The sequence below is a fragment of the Paenibacillus rhizoryzae genome, from assembly GCF_059686995.1.
Genome location: NZ_JCAALT010000002.1, coordinates 71,366 through 92,128, shown reverse-complemented (window position 1 = coordinate 92,128; position 20,763 = coordinate 71,366). Strand labels below are relative to the sequence as shown.

At 52.8% G+C, this 20,763-nt stretch carries 20 protein-coding genes; 11 read left to right on the top strand and 9 right to left on the bottom strand.

What is annotated here, in order from left to right; genetic code table 11:
• Positions 1-191 precede the first annotated feature (191 nt).
• The 5 genes from AC6ESO_RS05745 to AC6ESO_RS05725 all read left to right on the top strand — a co-directional run bounded on the left by AC6ESO_RS05745 (position 192) and on the right by AC6ESO_RS05725 (position 3,414).
• Positions 192-416: a spore coat associated protein CotJA gene (locus AC6ESO_RS05745; protein ID WP_497091058.1), complete on the top strand. Its 225-nt coding sequence runs from the start codon at positions 192-194 to the stop codon at positions 414-416.
• Positions 409-672 carry a spore coat protein CotJB gene (locus tag AC6ESO_RS05740; protein WP_497090567.1) on the top strand — a complete coding sequence of 88 codons (264 nt, stop codon included), beginning with the start codon at positions 409-411 and terminating at the stop codon, positions 670-672. The genes AC6ESO_RS05745 and AC6ESO_RS05740 overlap by 8 nt, the downstream gene beginning before the upstream one ends.
• A 40-nt stretch (positions 673-712) precedes the next feature.
• Entirely contained in the window at positions 713-1,282 is a 570-nt protein-coding gene (locus tag AC6ESO_RS05735) for a manganese catalase family protein (RefSeq protein ID WP_497090566.1), read from the top strand.
• Positions 1,283-1,518: 236 nt separating this feature from the next.
• Positions 1,519-2,664, top strand: coding sequence for a phosphodiester glycosidase family protein (locus tag AC6ESO_RS05730; protein ID WP_497090565.1), 1,146 nt, complete (start codon positions 1,519-1,521; stop codon positions 2,662-2,664).
• A gap of 48 nt (positions 2,665-2,712) precedes the next feature.
• Positions 2,713-3,414, top strand: coding sequence for an HAD family hydrolase (locus tag AC6ESO_RS05725; protein ID WP_497090564.1), 702 nt, complete (start codon positions 2,713-2,715; stop codon positions 3,412-3,414).
• A 594-nt stretch (positions 3,415-4,008) separates the two neighbouring features.
• On the opposite strand, the gene AC6ESO_RS05720 is transcribed toward AC6ESO_RS05725, so the two are convergent.
• The 6 genes from AC6ESO_RS05720 to AC6ESO_RS05695 all read right to left on the bottom strand — a co-directional run bounded on the left by AC6ESO_RS05720 (position 4,009) and on the right by AC6ESO_RS05695 (position 10,871).
• A complete protein-coding gene (locus AC6ESO_RS05720; RefSeq protein WP_497090563.1) occupies positions 4,009-5,184 on the bottom strand; it encodes a YheC/YheD family endospore coat-associated protein in 1,176 nt (391 codons plus the stop codon).
• A 125-nt stretch (positions 5,185-5,309) separates the two neighbouring features.
• On the bottom strand, positions 5,310-5,759 hold the full coding sequence (locus AC6ESO_RS05715; RefSeq protein WP_494818517.1) for a GNAT family N-acetyltransferase: 450 nt from the start codon (positions 5,757-5,759) through the stop codon (positions 5,310-5,312).
• 16 nt (positions 5,760-5,775) lie between these two features.
• Entirely contained in the window at positions 5,776-6,924 is a 1,149-nt protein-coding gene (locus AC6ESO_RS05710; protein ID WP_497090562.1) for a YheC/YheD family endospore coat-associated protein, read from the bottom strand.
• Complete coding sequence (locus tag AC6ESO_RS05705) at positions 6,924-8,300, bottom strand: YheC/YheD family protein (protein ID WP_494818519.1); 1,377 nt, start codon at positions 8,298-8,300, stop codon at positions 6,924-6,926. Before AC6ESO_RS05705 ends, AC6ESO_RS05710 begins: the two co-directional genes overlap by 1 nt.
• Positions 8,297-9,484, bottom strand: coding sequence for a YheC/YheD family endospore coat-associated protein (locus AC6ESO_RS05700; protein ID WP_497090561.1), 1,188 nt, complete (start codon positions 9,482-9,484; stop codon positions 8,297-8,299). The genes AC6ESO_RS05705 and AC6ESO_RS05700 overlap by 4 nt, the downstream gene beginning before the upstream one ends.
• A gap of 19 nt (positions 9,485-9,503) precedes the next feature.
• Positions 9,504-10,871 carry a YheC/YheD family endospore coat-associated protein gene (locus tag AC6ESO_RS05695; protein WP_497090560.1) on the bottom strand — a complete coding sequence of 456 codons (1,368 nt, stop codon included), beginning with the start codon at positions 10,869-10,871 and terminating at the stop codon, positions 9,504-9,506.
• A 254-nt stretch (positions 10,872-11,125) separates the two neighbouring features.
• Between AC6ESO_RS05695 and AC6ESO_RS05690 the strand changes: the two genes are divergently transcribed.
• The gene (locus tag AC6ESO_RS05690; protein ID WP_494818621.1) at positions 11,126-12,469 is read left to right on the top strand and encodes a DRTGG domain-containing protein; all 1,344 of its coding nucleotides are present in this window, start codon (positions 11,126-11,128) and stop codon (positions 12,467-12,469) included.
• On the opposite strand, the gene AC6ESO_RS05685 is transcribed toward AC6ESO_RS05690, so the two are convergent.
• The 3 genes from AC6ESO_RS05685 to AC6ESO_RS05675 all read right to left on the bottom strand — a co-directional run bounded on the left by AC6ESO_RS05685 (position 12,466) and on the right by AC6ESO_RS05675 (position 13,701).
• A complete protein-coding gene (locus tag AC6ESO_RS05685; RefSeq protein WP_494818522.1) occupies positions 12,466-12,762 on the bottom strand; it encodes a YtpI family protein in 297 nt (98 codons plus the stop codon). The genes AC6ESO_RS05690 and AC6ESO_RS05685 overlap by 4 nt on opposite strands.
• Positions 12,763-12,861: 99 nt before the next feature.
• Complete coding sequence (locus tag AC6ESO_RS05680) at positions 12,862-13,371, bottom strand: sporulation membrane protein YtrI (protein WP_497090559.1); 510 nt, start codon at positions 13,369-13,371, stop codon at positions 12,862-12,864.
• Between the two features lie 3 nt (positions 13,372-13,374).
• Positions 13,375-13,701 (bottom strand): YtrH family sporulation protein, encoded by a 327-nt coding sequence (locus AC6ESO_RS05675; RefSeq protein WP_494818524.1) that lies wholly within the window; start codon positions 13,699-13,701, stop codon positions 13,375-13,377.
• A gap of 133 nt (positions 13,702-13,834) precedes the next feature.
• On the opposite strand from AC6ESO_RS05675, the gene AC6ESO_RS05670 reads away from it, so the two are divergent.
• From AC6ESO_RS05670 to AC6ESO_RS05650, 5 genes are all read left to right on the top strand, one after another.
• Positions 13,835-17,563, top strand: a complete 3,729-nt coding sequence (locus tag AC6ESO_RS05670) for a DNA polymerase III subunit alpha (protein ID WP_497090558.1) — start codon at positions 13,835-13,837, stop codon at positions 17,561-17,563.
• A gap of 252 nt (positions 17,564-17,815) precedes the next feature.
• Positions 17,816-18,310 (top strand): phosphatidylglycerophosphatase A family protein, encoded by a 495-nt coding sequence (locus AC6ESO_RS05665; RefSeq protein ID WP_497090557.1) that lies wholly within the window; start codon positions 17,816-17,818, stop codon positions 18,308-18,310.
• A 179-nt stretch (positions 18,311-18,489) separates the two neighbouring features.
• A complete protein-coding gene (locus tag AC6ESO_RS05660; protein ID WP_090981787.1) occupies positions 18,490-18,684 on the top strand; it encodes a glutamate decarboxylase in 195 nt (64 codons plus the stop codon).
• Positions 18,685-18,857: 173 nt separating this feature from the next.
• Positions 18,858-19,730, top strand: a complete 873-nt coding sequence (accD, locus tag AC6ESO_RS05655) for an acetyl-CoA carboxylase, carboxyltransferase subunit beta (protein ID WP_497090556.1) — start codon at positions 18,858-18,860, stop codon at positions 19,728-19,730.
• Positions 19,720-20,724, top strand: coding sequence for an acetyl-CoA carboxylase carboxyltransferase subunit alpha (locus AC6ESO_RS05650; protein ID WP_497090555.1), 1,005 nt, complete (start codon positions 19,720-19,722; stop codon positions 20,722-20,724). Before accD ends, AC6ESO_RS05650 begins: the two co-directional genes overlap by 11 nt.
• The last annotated feature ends 39 nt before the right edge of the window (positions 20,725-20,763 follow it).

The window sequence follows — 20,763 nt, the reverse complement described above, 5'->3', positions numbered from 1 at the left end:
CTTCGATCATCATAGATGATCGAAGCGCCAGCTTTTTTTGATGCAAGTACACTATTCCCCGGGAAATCAAAATGGAATATTAACCTAATCTACAGGAACATTTACTGGGCGAACGTCATATGATTAGAAATGGATTTTTGTTACTGCTCCGGTCCGAATCGATTATTAGGAGGAGAATACAGGTGAATGCGATGAAGCCGACTCGAGATTGGTATCCGTTCATAGGTCCGTTCGATCCTTGCCCGCCTAAATACGTGAAATCCTACTACGTACCGCCGAATGAATTTATGCCCTATCAGCCGATGAATTTGCCGCAATTCTCACTTGCAGATGCACTCAAATTAGGGACCCTTTGGCCGGCATTATATGGTCCTTATGAGGCGAAAAGCTCAATGAGGGGGCAGCAGTATGAATAAGCAGCTGGACGAAAAATATTATCAGAAGCTGCTTGAACTGCAGCAGCTGGATTTTGCGTTGGTAGAGTTAACGCTTTATCTTGATACGCATCCTAATGATCTGCAGGCACTGCAGCAATTCAACCAGTTGGCACAGCAGCGGCAGCAATGTGCCATGCAATTCGAAATGGAGTACGGCCCGCTTATGCAATTCGGACATAGTTACTCCAAATATCCATGGCAGTGGGTCGAGTGCCCTTGGCCGTGGCAAGTATAACAGCTGACTTTCAGGTGGAGAAAGGAGAGGAGGAGATTCCATGTGGATTTATCAGAAGAAGCTCCAGTACCCTGTTCGGGTCAGCAAATGCGATCCGAGGGTTGCCGGCTATCTGATCGAACAATACGGCGGTGCCGATGGCGAGCTGTCAGCGGCGCTAAGGTATTTAAATCAGCGGTACTCGATTCCTAACAAGGTCATTGGTTTGCTTACGGATATCGGTACGGAGGAATTTGCCCATTTGGAAATGATCGCTACCATGATCTATAAGCTTACGAAAGACGCGACACCGAAGCAGCTTGAAGAAGCGGGGCTAGCTCCGAGTTACGTGAATCACGATAACGGTCTATTCTATAACAACGCTTCAGGTGTGCCCTGGACGGCAGCCTACATAGCGACGAAGGGAGATCCGCTCGCTGATTTATATGAGGATATTGCAGCCGAGGAGAAGGCGCGTGCGACGTACCAATGGATTATCGATATGACCGACGACGTGGATTTGCAGGATGGCCTGAAATTTCTGCGTGAGCGTGAAATCGTCCATGCCATGCGTTTCAAGGAAGCGGTCGAGATGATAAAAGCTGATCAGAGCACGAAGAAAGTGTTCTAATTTTGCGGTCAATCTAATGTACGAGTACGAAGCTGGCCCTCGCGCGGGGCCAGCTTTTTTTGGTGATTTCATAAGCGGTTTTTGGCGAAATTTAACTAGTTTTGTCAAATTCTTCATTCGACTGAAACTTTTATATTCCGCACCGCGTTTACTAGTTACAATGTGTTTGAAGTCTGGGAAAAGCGAGGCGGAGGATGGACATACAATCGAATGTACCGACACCGAGAGAGGCATCTATGAAACGTACTGACACTCCACTACAGCACCAAGCGACGATCACCCATGGATTCAGAAGACGATGGAAACGAATGGTTCGCATGATGACCATCGGCGGGATCGTCCTGCTGATGCTTGGCATTACCGGAATCGGGTGGCTGCTGTTGACACCGTCCGGCAGCAACTTTCGCTATCTGATGGCGGATACGCTCATTACAACACAGCATAGGCATTGGGCGAAGTACATCATCGGACAGCATGAGCTCGATGTGCGAGTACAGCAATATCAGCAGCGCTTTAATGCGATGGGAGAAGAACGAGATACACATGAAATACATCCGCAGCTGCAACCGCAGCCGGTTAATGCAGCCGTACCTGCCATCACACAGCCGGAGGAGAAGCCGCTGGTCGAAATCGAGGAGATTTCCGGAACAGGCTACAGCGGGTATGTCATGACGGTTAATGATCCGACGAAAATCCGGATCGGCGTTCCGGCGAAACAAGGCCGCGGTGAACGCGTGCGGAGCATGGTAGAGCGAACCGGAGCAATAGCCGGAGTCAATGGCGGCGGGTTTGCCGATCCGAATTGGCAAGGAAATGGTTTTCAGCCGATTGGCATCGTCATGTCTGGCGGGAAGCTGTTCTATGATGATTTGGGCAAATCGAAATCAACGCAAGTCGTAGGACTGGATCGCGACGGCAAAATGGTAGCAGGCCGCTATACGCTCTCAGAACTGGAGCAGATGGGGGTGCAGGAAGCGGTGACGTTCCAGCCTCGCATTATCGTGAATGGGAAAGGGCTTATAAAGAATGCGGCAGACGGCTGGGGAATCGCGCCCAGGACGGCGATGGGACAGCGGGAGGATGGTGCTATTCTCTTCGTCGTCATCGACGGCAGACAGCCCGGACATAGTATTGGTGCGAATCTGTACGATGTGCAGCAGATTATGCTGGAACGCGGGGCAGTCATCGCAGCCAATTTAGATGGCGGATCGTCCACTGTTCTGGTCAATGACGGTCATGTCATCAACAAACCGTCGACTAAGAGCAGCGAAGGCAGATATTTGCCAACGGCCTTCCTGGTGTTCGAGCATCCGGAGCAGGCGAACATTTCGAATGTATGGGATGGGCTAGGCCCGAAAGATATTGATCCCGGCAAATGGTAAATGCAGGTTGCGCGGCAGTCTTCTTTTCCAGTATGATAAAGGGCAATAATGCGAAAAGGGGATTTCTTCTTGCAGAGCAACGTTACATTGCCACGGCCCGAGGCCATTATATTTGATATGGATGGTACATTGTTTGAAACGGATACGCTGCTCATCCACGTGCATGAGCGTATCTTCGAAACGCTGCGGGCAGAGGGTTTGTATATGAAGCCCACTCCGCCGGTAGAGAAGCTGCTGGGCTGTCTTGGGATGCTGCTGGAGGACATCTGGCGTAAAGTGATGCCGGACGGTACAGAGGCGGCTCAGAGACGGGCTGACGAGCTGCTGCTCCAATATGAGCTCGAAGGCTTGGAAGCTGGCGAGGGCGAGCTTTATCCGCATGTAGCCGAGACGCTGCAGTCGCTTAAGGAGCAAGGGATCAGGTTGTTTGTTGCCAGCAACGGCTTGGAGCGGTATGTGAAAGAAGTCGCCCGATACAAGGGAATCGCTCCCTTGTTCGATGGATTGTATAGTGCAGGGGAGTATGGGACTGCGTCGAAAATCCATCTCGTAGCGCGGCTCATGGAAGACCATGGTGTGAAGTCCGCCTGGATGGTGGGGGACCGTTCCTCCGATGTAGAAGCTGGCAAGAGCAATGGGCTAGGCGTCGTTGGCTGCGCCTATGCCGTGTACGGTCGGAAGGAAGAGCTGCAAGGAGCGGATGCCCTTATCTCCGACTTCCGCGAGCTGCTCGCGTTGACGCAAGTGTAGAAGGAATAGGCTGTCTCAAAAGTGTGCTTGGCGACTTTTGAGGCGGCCTTTTTTGTTTGGTTAGTGAGTGAGGTGTGCGGGCGGTGAGGAGGGGATGCGAGAGCGGTGGCGGTACCAGTACAAGTTACAGCTAGGTGGGCTTCATATGCCGTTTCACCGCTTTGGCTGCCTCGAAGGTAATGAGGAGGACCTCTAGGTGAGCTTCATTTGAGATATTCGCTCCTCTATCTCTCAAGTAGACCTCTAGAGGAGCTTCATACACGGATTTCGTCACTTTAGCTCATATGTAGATCTCTAGGTGAGCTTCATACACGGATTTCGCCTCATTGGCCCTTATGTAGACTTCTAGGTGCACAACGTTCGTACTTTGGCGTGAAATCGGGAATGAAGAACACAGAGAGGTAACAGGTACCGTACTTTAGCGGAATAGTGAGGATGGAGAGCGAAGAGAGGTAGCGGGTAGAGCTCATTGGTGAGAAGGTGAGGATGGAGTACCTCGTACCTCTCCTTGATTGAAATAGCTGTATGTAGTCCAAAGAGAGGTACCTCGTACCTCTCTTTGGAAGATATGTTAACGATGTGGCCTTGTAGGACTTAATCCAGCGAAGGCACATGCTTCTCCTGATTATCTTGTTTATCCTGTTTATCCTGTTTATCAAGCTTCTCTTTGCGCCGCTTCTTCTGATCATAGAGCCAGACGGCATATTCCAGCGGCCGAATGATCGCTTGCTTATAGGTCTCGCGCTCTCCGGCTTGCACGAATACTTCGCGAGCCGGCTTCGGATTCACCTCGAGCAGCCAGATTTGTCCTCTCCGGTCGATAGCCAGATCAAGCGCGAGCTCGCATAATCGCCCATAAGACTCCTCAAGATAAACAGCTACTTTTACGCCGAAATCCTCGGCTTTCTGACGTATATCCGAAGCCGTATCCTCGTTCCGAATCCAGTCGCTAAGCAGCGATTGCATCTTGATGGCTTGACCGCCGCCGTGCAGGTTGGAGGTAATGCTGCCAGAGGCGCCGATTCGTCCGGCGCAGCCGGTCACTTCCCATTCCCCGTTGCCGTTCTTCTGCACGAGCATCCGATAATCATGCACGCGGCCGTTCGGCAGTTTAAGCTGGATACCTTGCTGCACGAGATAACGGTTCCCTTTCAAATCCCATGAGGCCAGTCGCCCTTGAATGCCAGAGAGGGAAGCGCGCTGTGGACGAACGATGCGCCGATCTTGATCTCTGCCCTGGATTAAATACTCGCCGCCCTGCTGCTTCTCAATGCGCAGAATGCCTCTGCCTCCGGTACCGTTGATCGGCTTCAAATAAATGAGCGGATATCTACGGACCATTTCCGTTAGATCGCTGGGATTCTCGTATAGCCTTGTCATAGGGAGATGGGGGACAAAGTCATTTTCTTTGCGCATCGTGCGATACACCGTCCACTTGTTGCGGAGCACTCGGTTTAAGAAGGTCAAGTGGCCGTATTTTTTGCGAAAATGACTGAGCTGAACGAACCGATGGCTGCGCTGAATGCGGCAGCGATCATAGATCATATGGGGAAAAGAGCGCCATTTGCGCGTCCAGCTTTGCGATGACGTGTCATAGATATGGGCATGAATCCGGTTATCTGAATAGTTGACGTCCGCCGGTGTGAACACAAATACTTCAAGACCGAGCTTCTTGCCGGCCAACGTCATGCGTTGATAGATCGGTTTCTCCTCGAGCAATCCATTGTCGTTCAGATAGAGCGTTAGGATGCCGAGAACCGGCTGAACCATAAGGACTCCTCCTCAAAGATTTTGCGGTGAAGAACCGATGGAAATCGGTAGGGAGAGCACAAACTAGCATCGGAATCGGAAGCGTAAACTTAACGTTTTGCGATGAGGCACCGCACAGTGATAACTTAGCTCTCAAAACGCAGTGTCGGCTTGCCGGTCGGACCGGTATGCAAGCTAACAGCCCTCATGCCGGCACGGAAACACATCGCCATGCTGGAGGGATTATCCGAGGCTACGGAGCAGGTAAGCGAGCCCATGCGCTGACTGAGCGCCTTTAGCAGCGCGCTTCCGGCGCCTTGGCCGCGGAACTCCGGGGAAACGACGACGAAGCATGCGCGTTCGCCGCCTTCAGCGGCAAATGCACATGCAGCCAGCTTGCCGCTGCTAGAGATCGCCAGCGCAATTGCGGCAGAAGCTTCACCGGAACGGCTGCAGGCCAGCTGCGCCGCGGGGAGTTCCCGCAGCTCAACCAAGGCTGCATTCGTGATGCGATCGTCGCCATACCGGTATAAGAAGCGGGTTACCTTCTCCTTCGCAGATGCCCATTGGGACGGTGTTAGCAGCTTTACCTGCACGGCAAATCACTCCTCGCTATAGACCCTTCAGCTTGAGCAAATATTGGCTGTAGTGAAAGATGCGCTCAAGCGAACGTTTGCGAATATCCGGCTCGTCGAATTTCATCGGCTTCGCGTTGGCTTCGAAGAACCAGATACCTCCAAACTGGTCCACGCCAAGATCCATCGACATTTCCGCCAAGCGGCGGCCGGAGCCGCGCTCGATTTGACGAGCAATAATTAACGCAGCGTTGCGGGCCTTTACTAGCAGTTTACGTGCCTCATCTTGACCAAATACGCTGACAAGCAGCTTCTCGGGGTCTTCGATACTGCCGCCGCGCGGCACATGTGTCGTAATGCTGTACGTTCCGGCGACACGTGCGCCAATGCCGGAGATGTCCCATTGTCCGCGCCGGTTCTTCTGCACGAGCGCACGAAGATCGAAGGAGCGCTCATTGAAGGCAGCGAGCTGAATGCCCTGCTGGGCAATATAACGTTCGCCGCTGCTTTCTTTGATAATGCGCGTCCACAGCTTCCCGATCGTGCCGCAATTGTAGGTCGTGCTTCCGCGATCCCCTTGGATCTTCAAACGATAGGGAAGCGGTTTTTCCTGCTGCAGCTGGATGGTCATGATCCCTTTACCGGCTTTGCCGCTGACAGGCTTGAGATACAAATATTTATGCTTCAGCATCATCTTGCCGAGCCCGCTGATCGTTAGCAGACGGCGTGTCGCCGGAATGAAAGGCTGAGTCGTACGCGACTGCTTCAGCCATTTGAACAGGCTCCACTTGTTGAAGAAAGCAGGATTGAAGAGCTGGATGCGGGGATGTTTGACGCATGCCGCAATTTTACGCCTGACTTCCGGCTGCAGCTCATCCTCGCGAAGCGGAATGCGGTTATAGATAAGGTCTGGCAGCGGGAATTTCTGCAGCTCCCAGCTCTCCGTAGCCGTATTGAAGGTAAAGCCGTCAAGCAGCTTGCGCTGAAGCTTCAGCTGCTTGACGGTTAGCACATAAACCAGAAACCCGAACTCGGTGCCCATAGCAATGATGTCTGCGAAGTTTCCGCGATTGCCTCGAAATAGCTGGATCTCATCTTCAATCGTCAAGATAGCGAGTACCGGCTGCTTACGCTGAATGGAGGCGGCTTCATCCACCGCCGTATCCTCGTGAATAACGAGTGCCATTAAGCTTCGCCTCCTTGCCCCGTGAACCTGCTTAAATACATGCAATGATCCAGAATATGAGTAACGGAATCACGTCCCTGCGCACGCAGCGCAGGATGGCTGAAGATCGACCGGCCCGGCTTGGCATTGGCTTCGAACATCCAGACCTCGCCATCCTTGTCGATGCCGATATCAAGTCCGAGTTCACCCAGCGTATGAGGGAAATTGCGTTCAATCGCTTCCGACAGTTTTACCGAGACATCCTTGGCTTTCGTCAAGATTTCATCGGAGCGATCTCCGAACGCCCGGCTGAGCGCCTGCTCCGGCGTAAGCAGCGAGCCGCCGTTCTTGATATGCGTGGTAACGCTGCCGCGCCCGGCTTTCTTCGCGCCGATGCCCACAGGAACCCACTTGTTGCTGCCATTCTTGTGCATATGGAAACGGAAGTCGATCGGACATCCGTCAATTTCGATCAATCGCACGCCCTGCTGACTGACATAACGGCCAAGACCGCTGCCATGTCTGGTTTCCAGCATCCTCATCAGACTGCTGAAGCTCGTGAAACGCAGCAGCACATTCGTATCTCCTCTGCGGTATCTGGCAAAATAGCCGCGTTTGGGGTGATATGTCAGCCGATAGATCCCGATGCCGAGGCTCCCGGCAGAAGGTTTGTAATAGATAAATTGATGTTTCTCAAGCATCTCTTTGATTTTATCGGCACGCGGGTTATTCACCGATTCCGGCAAATGCTCCAGCGCCTCGACATCCTTATCGAGCAGCTTATAGACATCGGATTTATTGAAGAAGCTCCAGTTGAAGAACGGAACCCCCTTACGGATAAACTTCTCCCGCAGCGACATGATCGTAGCCGTCGTCTCCGCGATGCGGCTTGGGAGGCGGTTATAAACGACATCCGGGAGCGGAACGACTTTGCGGTACCAGCTTCCCGTACTATTCAGGAAATACCCGTTGATCGTCCCTTGATTCCAGTTCACATCACGCGGAGTGAAGGCGAAGAAGTAGGCTTTGCGTTCCCCTGTACGAAGCAGCTGCCGGATATAACCCGAACGTGCGCCGAAAGGGGAATCGGCAGATCGGCTGCCATCGGTCAGCACGCCGATGAGAGGTCCGATTTGAACCTCATTTTCGCTGCCCTGGATATAAGAAATGCTGCCTGCCTTCGGAACCCGGATGGATTGGCGAACGCCTGCGGAGAGGTAGAGGTGATGGCCTTGCCGATCGATCGGCTTAACGGCAGCAGTTATGCTTTCATGACCAAGCTTTAGTTGAATGGTTTTTTTGCCGGCGAGCTTCAGCGATTTAAGGAGTGAGCCCGACAGGTAAACGATTCGATCGCTTGATGGTGAGAAGTGTACATGACAAGATGTCAAACTCATGGATGAACCTCCTGGATGTATCTCCTTTGATTTCGTCCAAACTGATAAACCGGCTGCCTGTGCGCGGCGAGCTTCATGGCATAACGGATCGGTCGTTCAACGGCCAGCCTCGCAGCACTCTCGTCGCCTTCCAGCGCCTTCCGTCCGGGTTTGGCATTCGCTTCAAGCAGCCATATACGGCCGCCTTGCTCGATGCCATAGTCAATGCCAAGTTCGGCGAGCCTGCCAAAATGATTCTCCAGCGCCGCCGCCGCCCGTTCGCTGATCCAGCGAATTCGCCCGAGCAGCCGTCCAGCGGTTTCGCTGTCGAACTGTTCCGTCAATGCTTCCAGCGCGCTTTGGGCTGAGCCGCCGCCATGTAAGTTGGCGGTAACGCTCCCTTGCTGCCCGGTCCGGACAGCTGCCCCTGTGAACGACCATTTGCCTGTTTCGTCCTTCTGGATCAATACGCGGACATCATACGATCGGCCATCTTTACCGGTGAGGGGCAAGTAAGGCTGAACGATATACGTCGTGGTTGCAACGAAGCCATTGATCCATCGGCATACATCCTGCCAATTGTCGCGTATCATCGCGAGGGGGCGATTCTTTCGATCACGGCCGTCAATATGCCAGCCGTCCTCGCTCCGAAGCAGGCGAATGGCACCTTTGCCATGGCTGCCTGCAGTTGGTTTGAGGAATAAGCCTTCGGGATATTGCTTCATCAGCTGCGTGAGCGCGGAAGCTCCTTCGTACTTGAAGGTTGAAGGCAGCCACGGCGACAGCTGCGAATCCCGTTCGAGCTCCCGATAAACGTCTAGTTTGCCGGGAAGTGCGCCATTCAGCAGTATATACGGCTTCAGGCGTTTCAGTTCCGCCAGTGCATGGCTTGCAGTTCTATATTGGGCATTTGTCTTTGGAAGCGAACGGTCATAGAGAACATCGGGAAGCGGGAAGCTTCCTTGCTGCCACTGGCCGTGTTTCAGCATGAGGCCCTTAATCAATCGAGAGGAGCCTCCCGTGACTTGGGAAGCGCAGAATAAATAGACGAATAGGCCAAGTGACTGCCCTAACCGAGATAAACGACGGCAAAATAGATCCTCAGGCATCACCGGAAGGGGATCATCGGCGCCGGGGCTTGAGGAGGGTGCACGAAGTTCGCTAATCATAATGCCGAGGACGCTGCTGTACGGATGCTCAGCCATCACCGCTTCCTCCTTTACGTTAAAATTCGGCCAAATGTCTTGCATAACGCACCATATTTCGAACGGAAGGACGGATTTTATTATCCTGAAGCGGTGTATTGTCGTTCTTGGACGGCTTGGAGTTCACTTCGAGCAGCCATACTCGGCCGCTGGCATCAAGCGCCAAGTCGATTCCCAGCTCGCCGAAGTGGGCGGGAATGTGTGTGTCAATCCCTTTGGCGATTTCAAGCGCCGCCCGCTGCAGCTTCCCTGGTGCATCCTGACCGTTTGCGCTGGACAAATTGGATTTGTTGACCGCTTCTCTCACCGTGCTGAGCGTACCGCCTCGTGCCAAGTTCGACACGAAATGATGGGTGCCTGCCGTTCGCGCCACTATGGAAGTAAGCGCCCATTTACCGGTTTCGTTCTTCTGCACGAGCGCTCGGAAATCGACAGGTCTACCCATGATGTCGATGAGATGCAGCCCTTGCTGAATTTGATAGCGCACCGTTTTCATTTTGCCTGAGAGGGAAGCATAGAGCTTATCGATCCCGCCGAAATGCTGCCTGCGTGTGCCTGTAGTCGTAGCATACTGTGCGGAATAGGAGTCGGTATCTAATCTGGAAATGCGAATGATGCCTTTGCCCAAGCTGCCGCGTACCGGCTTCAAGAAGACGGTATTATGCTTCAAGCACATCGACTTCAACACCTGAAAGCTGCGAAGCACATGGGATTCGGGCAGATAACGAACGAGCGAAGGATCCTTCACAAGAGCATCAAACACTTCGGCCTTATCGAGAAACTTCTCATTGAACACGACGCTGTTATGACGATGCTTGGTTTCTTTGATGAAGAGCTGTACATTTGGTCGGTTTTCAAGCTTGCGAGAGGTCAGACGATTGTTGACCACATCCGGTGCAGGAACAAGTACTTTCCGCCAGCCATCGGAATAGACCCAAGCCTCGAGTGTGTTGAAATTGTCTGAAATATGATCCGGTGTGAAGAAATAAACATGAGCGCCTTGCGCTTCACAGGCGTCTACGAGTTCCTTGCAGAACATAGTGATGGTGCCAAACGGCCGATCCCTGGCTTCAGGATCATCCCGGCTGATAAGTACGCCGATCAGCGGACCTATCGCGAGAGTGGCATTATCCTGCCGGTAACGGATTCGCAGTGTGGTGCTTGAGATCAGCCCCATTTTGCGGGCTAAGCTTTGCCCAATACGCATACCGTCAAACCGCTCGACCGGGACGACTTTTACATAGTGGCGGAATGCACCGAATTTCAGCATAATGGGCTGCCCTTGCGGTATTTTCCACTGTCTCAAATAAGCATCACCGAGCATAATGGCATCATCCGGCAAGATGCCTGGGCTGATCACCTGAACGGCGACTTTCGATTTCAGCATCGACGGATCTCCTTCCAAGCTGGAGGATGACGACGTGCAGCTTGCGGTCTATGGGATTTTCACACGAATTACTTTCATCATATGAGGACATCTACCCCTTGGTGATTAGCGGACATCATGAAAAACATGGGGGAAAGGCCCTTTTTCCGAGATACTTGACCTCTCAGCAGATGTGCCAGCAGGAAGAGCATCTGCTAATATAGAACTAGAACAAGCCGACCAATTGGTTGAAACAAGTAAGGGGGGCCACTGTGATAACAGGAGAAAAAGGACTTGAATCGCAGACAAAACATGAGCGACTCATGCAGTATATCCAGCAGCTCGAAATTGGTACGAAACTTTCTGTACGCACGATGGCCGAAGAGCTGGAAGTCAGTGAAGGCACGGCCTATAAAGCGATTAAAGAAGCGGAATCGACCGGGCTTGTCAGCACCAAAGAGCGGATCGGCACGGTCCGCATACAGCGGAAGAACCGGGAATCGCTAGACCGTTTAACGTTCGGAGAAGTGCTTGATATCGTGCAAGGCGAGCTGATCGGCGGAGCGGCAGGACTTGTGAAAACACTGCATAAATTCGTCATTGGTGCGATGGAGCTTGATGCGATGGTCCGTTATATCGATGCAGGCAGTCTCTTGATTGTCGGTAACAGGCAAGGGGCGCACGGCTGCGCGCTTGAGCAGGGAGCAGGCGTGTTAATTACAGGGGGATTCGGCACCAGCGAGGATATGAAGCGGCTTGCAGATGAGAAAGGCTTGCCGATAATCTCATCGAAGTATGATACGTTTACCGTCGCTTCGATGATTAACCGCGCCATGTTTGACCGATTGATCCGCCAGAAAATCATGCTTGTCGAGGACATCGTCACTTACAGCCGTCCGGTTGAAACGATGAGACTCGGGGAGACGAAGGCGGATTACGTTTCGCTTGCGAGCCGTGTCGGCGGGACGCGTTTTCCGGTGCTGGACGATCGAGGCCGAGTTGTCGGTATCATGACGGCTAAGGATGCCGAAGGGGCACAGGAAACTCAACTGGTTGAACGGTTGATGACGCGAAGCCCGATTACGGCTGCGCCGAACATTCCGATTGCTTCTGCGGCGCATACGATGGCAGCCGAAGGGATCGACCTGCTGCCGATCGTCGATAAGAATCGTAAGCTGCTGGCGGCGCTTAGCCGAAGTGAAGTGCTGGAAGCGATGCGGTATGCCGGGAAACAGAAGGAATCAGGCGAAACCTTCGACGAGTTAATAGGAGCGGGTTTTGAGAAGAAAGAGAGCGAGCATAGTGGAGAATGGCTGTACGAGGGACGGATTACGCCGCAAATGTCCGGCACGTTCGGTACAATCTCGGAAGGCGTATTGGTTACGCTCATGAATCAGGCGGCACGGGGATTAATTCGGGAGTTAGGGAAGCGGGATTATGTCATTGAAAGCATGACGACATACTTCGTAAGACCTGTCCAACTGGAGAGCGAAGTGGTCATCATGCCGAGTTTGCTGGAGATGAGCCGCAAGAGCGCCAAGCTCGAAATCGAGTTGAAGGACCCCGGCGGCCTTGCTGCCAAAGCGCTGCTGACAGCGCAGCTGATTGATCCGTATTAACCCTTCATCGAGCGGTAAACGCTGCCGTTGCGCAGTCCTGCGAACAGGTTGAACAGTCCCAGCACGATAAACAGAGCGCCGATAATAACTTTTATCGTGGAGCCGCTGTAAGCTAGCATCATAAACAAAGCGATGAAGATTAGCATGATGCCCATGCTCATGTTCATCCGCGCTGCGTTTAGACCACGTACACGGGTGTCCGCAGAGCGGCGTGCCTGGAAGCTGAAATAAACCGAGAGCAGCGATGTGCCGCAAATAATAATGACGATCGCCCAATGCAATGCGTTGACCATAGTAAAACAAGCATCTCCTTTAAGCTGTGCAGCTTTCAATATGTGCCTTATTGTACCATGAATTGCAGCTGCAAGTGAAACGGCGGGTACCGAGCAGAATCAATTAATCTGTCGTTGATTGAGCGTAGCTTTGAACCACACTTGAAGCACGTTATCTACGACAAGCATCGTCCGAATTTGCACGATAAACTCTTTACCTTCCACGGTATAAATTTTGCGGTCCAGCAGGTCCCAGGAAAGCTCGGCATTGGAATTGATTTTGTAAATACTGGTACCCACGAAGACGGACAAGTCGGTCTTAAGCTTTGATTTGAGTGCCAGCTTGACTTGTTCATTCGTGATGGCAGCCCCGCCACTCCCTTTATTATCCAGCATAATCGGCTGAATGCTCTGAATAACGGTATGCTGGTCCTTGAATTTATTTAGTTTCTCGATTCGATCCTCGTATTCGATCAGCTTATCCTCAAGCGCCGTGTTGCTGTCGCGAAGCGCATTAAAGTTCATAAAGAAGACGGCGTGATACAACATCGCGCCTAATATCGACCCCAGCACGACATAAGCAGCCGCTTGCATGAACCTCGTAAACCGTTCAAAAGGCGGTACCCTCATCGGTCAGACCGCCCCTCTGCATAACCACCGGACAAGCTCAGTTCCCATATGCGCACCGAGAAAAGCACATAGGATATACGCGATTTGCAGCACAACCGGCGAGAGATGTCCTTCGATCATGTTGCTCTCAATGACACGCATCGGGTCGATCGTTCCGCCAACGGCCGCTACGAGCGCCCATATTTTCAGCCTTGTCGCGGTTTCCAGCATAACGGCTGCCGGGGCGGCCAACACGAAGACAGATCCAATGCCCGCCAGCATGGAGCCGCCGAATACAACGCCGAAGGCAATGAAGAAATCGATCGTCGCTTTGGATAAGAAGGAGTCCATTTATACGTTCACCCTTCCTGTGGAATGAGAGGACGTCATGCTCGTCCCCTAGTCCATTCTATGGGCGAGGAGGGCTTCAATATGATAAACTAGTATAAAATGATGCTTCGATAGAAAGAAAGAAGGAATAGCGATGAGCGGCGGACAAGACTTTGTACATTTACACGTTCATAGCGAATTCAGCCTGCTCGATGGGGCTGCAAGAATCCGAGATCTTGTGGATCAAGCTTCCGCGCTTGGCATGAAGGCGCTGGCACTTACGGACCACGGCGTCATGTATGGCGCCGTTCCGTTCTATAAAGCCTGCAGGGCACAAGGAATCAAACCTATTATCGGCTGCGAGGTTTATTTAACGACGGGCTCGCGTTTCGAGAAAGGCACCCGCAAAGATAATCCGATTTATCATCTCATCTTGCTCGCCAAGAATGAGACCGGCTACCGTAATTTGATGAAGCTGAGCTCAATCGGACATTTGGAGGGCTTCCATTACAAGCCGCGTATCGACTTTGAATCACTCTCGCAGCATGCGGAGGGTCTTATTTGTCTTAGCTCCTGTTTGGGGAGCGAGATTGCCCAGCATTTATTGCATGACCGAACCGAGCATGCGCTGCGATCGGCGAATCGGTACCGTGATATTTTCGGCGACGACTTTTACTTGGAGATGCAAGATCACGGCATGCTGGAGCAGAAGAAAGTGCTGCAGGCGACGCTTGCACTTGCCAAGGAAACAGGGATTAAGACCGTTGCTACGAACGACGTCCATTACTTGAAATCGGCGGATGCGGCGGTGCAGGATGTGCTGATCTGTATTGGCACGGGCAAAACAATCGAAGATGATGATCGGCTGCAAATGCTGACGGACCAGATGTATTTAAAGAGCGCCGATGAAATGACGATGCTGTTCCGGCAAGCGCCGGATGCGGTTGCGCGCACGGTTGAAATTGCGGAGAAATGCAACTTGGAGCTTACGTTCGGCCGAGCGCTGCTTCCAACGTTCAGTCCGATTCCGACCGGAATGACGTCTTCGGCTTACTTGGCAGCCTTGTGCCATGAAGGACTCGAGGCACGATATGCCGGGAATTCGGATTGGGCCGAGGATTCCAATGCGAAGGTACAAGCGGTGACCAGACTGGAGTATGAGCTCGGCGTCATTGACAAAATGGGCTTCAGCGACTACTTCCTCATCGTTTGGGATTTCATCCGTTTTGCCCATGAACAGGGCATTCGTACAGGCCCGGGACGGGGTTCCTCTGCCGGCAGCTTGGTTGCGTATACGCTGAATATTACCGACGTGGATCCGATCAGATACAAGCTATTGTTTGAGCGGTTCCTTAACCCGGAACGGATCTCCATGCCCGATATCGATATCGACTTTAATGACGAACGCCGCGATGAGGTTATCAGTTATGTCTCTGCCAAATATGGCGAAGAGCATGTGGCCCAAATCATTACGTTCGGTACGATGGCGGCAAAAGCTGCCGTACGGGACGTCGGCCGCGCGATGGCTGTTCCTTTCGCCGAGGTGGATCGGGCAGCGAAGCTCATCCCCAACCAGCTTGGCATTTCGCTGGAAGAAGCGCTGCGCATGAGTGCGGAGCTTCGCGAGGCGACGGAACGCCAGCCGAAGACAGGCGATCTGCTGCGGATGGCCTTGAAGGTGGAAGGCATGCCGCGCCATGCTTCGACCCACGCTGCGGGGGTTGTCATTTCCGGCGAGCCGCTGACGCATTATGTCCCACTTCAAGCAGGCAGCGAGCGTACGGCGCTGACTCAGTATTCGATGGAACATTTGGAATCTGTCGGTTTGCTTAAAATGGACTTCCTGGGACTGCGTACGCTGTCTATTCTTGAGCGGACGCTGAACTGGGTCAAGGAACAGCAGGGGATAACCGTCGATTTTCGATTTATTTCGGATCAAGACCCTGCGACTTACGCGATGTTGACACGCGGTGAAACGACAGGCATTTTCCAATTGGAGTCAGCCGGTGTTCGCCGCGTGCTCAAAGAGCTGAAGCCGACGCAATTCGAAGACATCGTCTCCGTACTGGCGCTTTACCGTCCGGGTCCGATGGAGTTTATACCTAAATTCATACAAGGCAAACATGGACATGTGGAGGTGGAATATCCGCATCCATCGCTGGAGCCGATTCTAGCTGATACGTATGGCATCATCGTTTATCAAGAGCAAATCATGCAAATTGCCTCCTCCATGGCGGGTTTCTCGCTGGGGGAAGCGGATCTGCTGCGCCGTGCCGTATCCAAGAAGAAACGCGAAGTGCTGGACGAACAGCGTGCACACTTCGTGGAGGGCAGTTTAACACAGGGCTATGAGAAGTCGGACGCCAATGCGGTCTACGATATGATTGTCCGTTTCGCCGACTATGGTTTCCCGCGCGCGCATGCCGCCGCCTATGGCGTATTGGCGTTCCAAACGGCATGGCTGAAGGCGAACCATCCCGTTCCGTTCATGGCTTCTATGCTGGCCTCAGTGACGGGAAGCCAGCGCAAGACGGCTGAATATGTGGATGAATGCCGCCGCATGGGCATTGCCGTGCTGCCGCCTGATGTGAACGAGAGCAGCGTGACGTTCACGCCGGTTAACGGGGCGGTACGCTTCGGCTTGGCATCGATCAAGAATGTCGGCACGCAGGCGATAGATTCGCTGCTGAAGGAGCGTGCGGATCGTCCGTTTGACAGCTTGCTTGATCTGTGCCGAAGAGTCGACCTGCGCGTCGTGAACAAACGGGTGCTGGAGTCGTTGATTCAAGCAGGGGCTTGCGATTCATTGGCCGGTCACCGCGCACAGCTGATAGCGGTGCTGGACGAAACGGTCGATGCCGCGCTCAAATGGCGTAAGGAACGCGAAGAATTGCAAATCGAGCTGTTCGGCTTCGACGAAGTGCAGAACTGGGATATCGAGATGCCGGAGGTTCGTCCGTTTACGACGGGACAGCTGCTTGCCTTGGAGCGGGAGCTGCTCGGCATGTATTTGTCCGGTCATCCCCTTGACGACCATAAGACATTGCTTGAGGAATTGCCTCTCGACCGCCTTGTTGATTTATCCGAAGCGCCGGAAGGCTCTTTCGCCGTCATAGCCGCGATGGTGGTGTCGGTGAAGCCGTTTACGACGCGCAAAGGACAAGCGATGGCCTTTCTCGAAATCGAGGATCGCATTATGCGCGTGGAAGCCGTTGCTTTTCCGACGATTTGGCAGCGGCACTCGGGGCTGCTCGATCCCGGCAGCTTGGTTCTCGTCCTCGCGAATGTGCAGCATCAGGACGAGGATTATAAGCTGCTGATCGAGGATGTTGCTTTGCTTGGTGATGGCGGCGGGACGGGTCAGGATGCCGCCTCGCAGGTGCAGCGCCTGCTGCGGCAAGCGCGCAGCAAGACCGCGCGGACTGCCGGCGGCGCTTCGGCGGGAGCGGCGGATCGCAGCAAAGGCGGCGCAGGCGGTGGCAGCGCGCAGGCTGGATCGCAGCCTTTGAAGACGGCGGGCTCAAGTGCAGCGGCGCCGGGAACCGAGAAACCGGCGGTTTCCGCGAAGAACCATGCAGCGGCGGATCACGCTCCGGCTAATGGCCCTTCCGCAGCGCAAGCCGTCCCGGCTAAGTCAGCGGCGCCGGCAAAACGTCCGCAGCGGCTCTATATCAAGATCGCTGCGGGGCGCGAAGATTCTGCGGCGCTTGAGAAGCTGAAGGCATTGCTCGGAGGCAGCGCCGGCACCTATGAGACGGTGCTGTTCTATGAGCGAGAAGGCCGCACTGTCGCTCTGAATGATGCATTCCGAATTAAACCCTCGCCGCAGCTGCTGCAGCAGATCGAGTCGATTTTTGGTAAAGGCTCGGCGGTCGTGAAATAATAAAAGACATCCTGTGCGAGAGTCAGATTAGGAGTCGATTGTTGCTGAACTCGCTCTAACCGGCGCGATTAATCGTTTTATAAAGCCAGGCACAAGTTGTAACATGCCCGCATACATTTAGGAGACACAGAGCGCTATTAATTTGGCTCTGCATTTCGCCGCTTGTGCGGACTGACGTTTGTCAGCTGACGATGGTTGTTGGCCGCTGGCGCTCCGCCCGATTCGTACAAGCAGATGCGGGGGGAATGAACAGTGTCGTCCGACATGGAAAAATGGCTAAACAGACGTGGTGTATCAGTCGGTGATGTTGCGGATATCGTATTTTCGCTGCAGCGTCCTTATAATCCGGATCTCACTTACCAAGAATGCGAAGAGAGTGTGCATACGGTTCTTAATAAACGCGAGGTGCAGTATGTGCTGTTTACAGGCATTGCCCTCGATGAGCTAGCGGAGCGCAAGCTACTGCCTGAGCCGCTTCAGGCGATTATGGAGGCAGATGAATCCCTCTATGGAGTGGATGAAACGCTGGCTCTTGGCATCACCAATGTATATGGCATGATCGGCCTCACAAGCTTTGGCTATTTGGACAAAGTAAAGCCGGGCATCATTCGCAAATTGAACGAGAAAGGCAAGCATGTGCATGTCTTTCTGGATGATTTGGTAGCCGGGCTGGCTGCTGCGGCATCCGCGCGCATCGCACATCAGGATCCAAAGGCCAACCGCTATGAAATCGAGGATCGTCCTTAGACGTAAAGAGCGGCACTTGGGGGTTCAAATTCGCTTCCAGCCTTGTGGCGTTGCGGTGAAAACTAAACATATGGTATCATTATGACATCATATGCCCAGATAACGTGTGTTTATATTGCGGCCAATGCGTTTACAAGTACGCGCAGATGATCTTTTATCAATGCTCAGGAGGTTCCTTCATGTGGACGGTTATCTACATCGCGCCGACGGCAAAAATTGCGGAGAGCATTAAAAACCGGCTGACCCAAGAAGGGTTTCTCGTAAAGATCAGACCGATTAATGTTTCCAAGCAACAGTACGAAATATTGGTCCCATCTGGCGAACTGGAAGAAGTGCAGGAAGTGTTAAATAACATTCTCAACTCGCAACGTTAATTCCAATTACGATGTACCCACGCGCGGGCGATGTAAAAAAAACTATTGCGTACCTAACGCGCAGCGTGTAAATTCAGAACTGTTGCGTTTACAGAGGTACATTCAAAACTACTGCGTACTCACAAGCGCAACGAAGTATATTAAAACTTTGCGCCCCCAAAGAGGTGTCTTTTGTGTTCAAGGACTTATTTCATAAAAAGAAATATGCCACAATTCCTTCGGGCCAGCCGAGAACGAAGCCGGATATTCCGGAAGGCTTGATGTCCAAATGTCCGAAGTGCGGCAATATTCAATTCAGCAAAGAAGTCGAGAAAAACTTAAAAGTATGCCCGGGCTGCGGCCATCATTTCCGGCTGAACGCTTGGGAACGAATCGCCATTACGCTCGATGAAGGGCGTTTGGTTGAGTATGATGCGGAACTGGAATCGGTTGATCCGCTTCCTTTCCCGGGTTATGCAAACAAGCTGGAAGCTCAGAAGAAGAGCTCCGGTCTTAAAGATGCGGTTGTTACAGGAGAGGGGACGATCGGCGGATTGCCGGTCGTCGCCGCTTTCATGAGCTTTGATTTCTTTGCAGGAAGCATGGGTTCGGTTGTCGGTGAGAAAATCACGCGAGCTATCGAACAAGCCCATGCGAAGAAGCTGCCGCTTCTCATTTTCTCTACTTCCAGCGGCGCGCGGATGCAAGAAAGCATTCTCAGCTTGATGCAAATGGCCAAAACAAGCGCGGCACTTGCAAAGTTCCAAGGCGACGGCGGTCTGTATATTTCCGTTATTACAGATCCTACGACAGGCGGCGTCTCCGCAAGCTTTGCGATGCTTGGCGACTTTAACTTGGCCGAGCCGGGTGCCCTTATCGGTTTTGCCGGTCGAGTGGTTATTGAGCAGACGATTCGTCAGAAGCTGCCGGACAATTTCCAGACAGCGGAATTCAATTTACAGCATGGCCAGCTTGATAAAGTGGTTCATCGTAAAGAAATGAAAGCAACACTAGCTAAATTGCTTGATATGCATTCGGTAAAGGGGGAAATTATCAATGGCGGGTGAGCTGCCGTTTGAGAAGCCGCTTAACGAGCTGCAGAAGAAGATCGAAGAGCTGAAGAAATTCGGCCAAGAGTCCGGCATTGATTTCAGCGATGAAATCAGCCGACTGGAGGACCGTTGTAAACAGTTGCAGGAAGAGCTGTACAATGAATTGACGCCGGCGCAGAAAATGCACTTGGCGCGTCATCATGGCCGCCCTACCTCCCTGGATTACATAGGGATGATTTTCACCGATTTCATCGAGCTTCATGGTGATCGTCTATTTGCAGATGATCTTGCTATTGTGGGAGGACTTGCTAAGCTGAACGGCGTACCGGTTACGGTAATCGGCCATCAGCGCGGGAAAGATACGAAGGATAACATTGCTCGTTTCTTCGGCAGTCCGCATCCGGAAGGATTCCGTAAAGCACTGAGACTCATGCAGCAGGCGAATAAGTTCGGACGTCCTATTGTAACGTTAATCGATACGAAAGGCGCATATCCCGGGAATACGGCGGAGGAGCGCGGTCAGTCCGAGGCGATCGCTCGTAATCTCCGCGAAATGGCCATGTTCGGCGTGCCGATTATTTGCGTGGTCATAGGGGAAGGCGGCAGCGGCGGTGCGTTGGCACTTGGTGTCGGCAATCGCGTGCTCATGCTGGAGAATGCGATTTACTCGGTTATTTCGCCGAACGGCGCGGCATCCATCCTATGGAAAGATGCTTCCCGCGCAGATGAAGCGGCTGCAGTTATGAGAATTACAGCCGGCGATCTGCTTGAGTTTGGCATCGTGGAAGAAATTATTGAGGAGCCGCAAGGCGGGGCGCATCGCGACCTGGCTGTGCAGTCCGAAACCATTAAAGAAGCGATCTGGCGCCATCTTGGCGAGCTGTCCAAGCTTTCCTCAGAGGAGCTTGTCGTAGATCGTTACAATAAATTCCGTAAGATCGGTCAATTCCACTCCCCTGAGCCGGAAGCCGAGCTGATTTTGGACGAGATCGAATCAGCACAAGTGTAAAGAATGCAACTTAAATGTGAACGTATCAGACGGAGGATG

Bases quoted from the DNA above. Each gene is read 5' to 3' on its own strand.
- AC6ESO_RS05670 (WP_497090558.1), top strand. From the start codon at position 13,835: ATGAGCGGCGGACAAGACTTTGTACATTTACACGTTCATAGCGAATTC.
- AC6ESO_RS05710 (WP_497090562.1), bottom strand. From the start codon at position 6,924: ATGGCACTCGTTATTCACGAGGATACGGCGGTGGATGAAGCCGCCTCC.
- AC6ESO_RS05660 (WP_090981787.1), top strand. From the start codon at position 18,490: ATGTGGACGGTTATCTACATCGCGCCGACGGCAAAAATTGCGGAGAGC.
- AC6ESO_RS05695 (WP_497090560.1), bottom strand. From the start codon at position 10,871: ATGCTGAAATCGAAAGTCGCCGTTCAGGTGATCAGCCCAGGCATCTTG.
- AC6ESO_RS05740 (WP_497090567.1), top strand. From the start codon at position 409: ATGAATAAGCAGCTGGACGAAAAATATTATCAGAAGCTGCTTGAACTG.
- AC6ESO_RS05730 (WP_497090565.1), top strand. From the start codon at position 1,519: ATGAAACGTACTGACACTCCACTACAGCACCAAGCGACGATCACCCAT.
- AC6ESO_RS05720 (WP_497090563.1), bottom strand. From the start codon at position 5,184: ATGGTTCAGCCGGTTCTCGGCATCCTAACGCTCTATCTGAACGACAAT.
- AC6ESO_RS05725 (WP_497090564.1), top strand. From the start codon at position 2,713: ATGCGAAAAGGGGATTTCTTCTTGCAGAGCAACGTTACATTGCCACGG.
- AC6ESO_RS05700 (WP_497090561.1), bottom strand. From the start codon at position 9,484: ATGGCTGAGCATCCGTACAGCAGCGTCCTCGGCATTATGATTAGCGAA.
- AC6ESO_RS05680 (WP_497090559.1), bottom strand. From the start codon at position 13,371: ATGAGGGTACCGCCTTTTGAACGGTTTACGAGGTTCATGCAAGCGGCT.
- AC6ESO_RS05675 (WP_494818524.1), bottom strand. From the start codon at position 13,701: ATGGACTCCTTCTTATCCAAAGCGACGATCGATTTCTTCATTGCCTTC.
- AC6ESO_RS05745 (WP_497091058.1), top strand. From the start codon at position 192: ATGAAGCCGACTCGAGATTGGTATCCGTTCATAGGTCCGTTCGATCCT.
- AC6ESO_RS05685 (WP_494818522.1), bottom strand. From the start codon at position 12,762: ATGGTCAACGCATTGCATTGGGCGATCGTCATTATTATTTGCGGCACA.
- AC6ESO_RS05705 (WP_494818519.1), bottom strand. From the start codon at position 8,300: ATGAGTTTGACATCTTGTCATGTACACTTCTCACCATCAAGCGATCGA.
- AC6ESO_RS05650 (WP_497090555.1), top strand. From the start codon at position 19,720: ATGGCGGGTGAGCTGCCGTTTGAGAAGCCGCTTAACGAGCTGCAGAAG.
- AC6ESO_RS05735 (WP_497090566.1), top strand. From the start codon at position 713: ATGTGGATTTATCAGAAGAAGCTCCAGTACCCTGTTCGGGTCAGCAAA.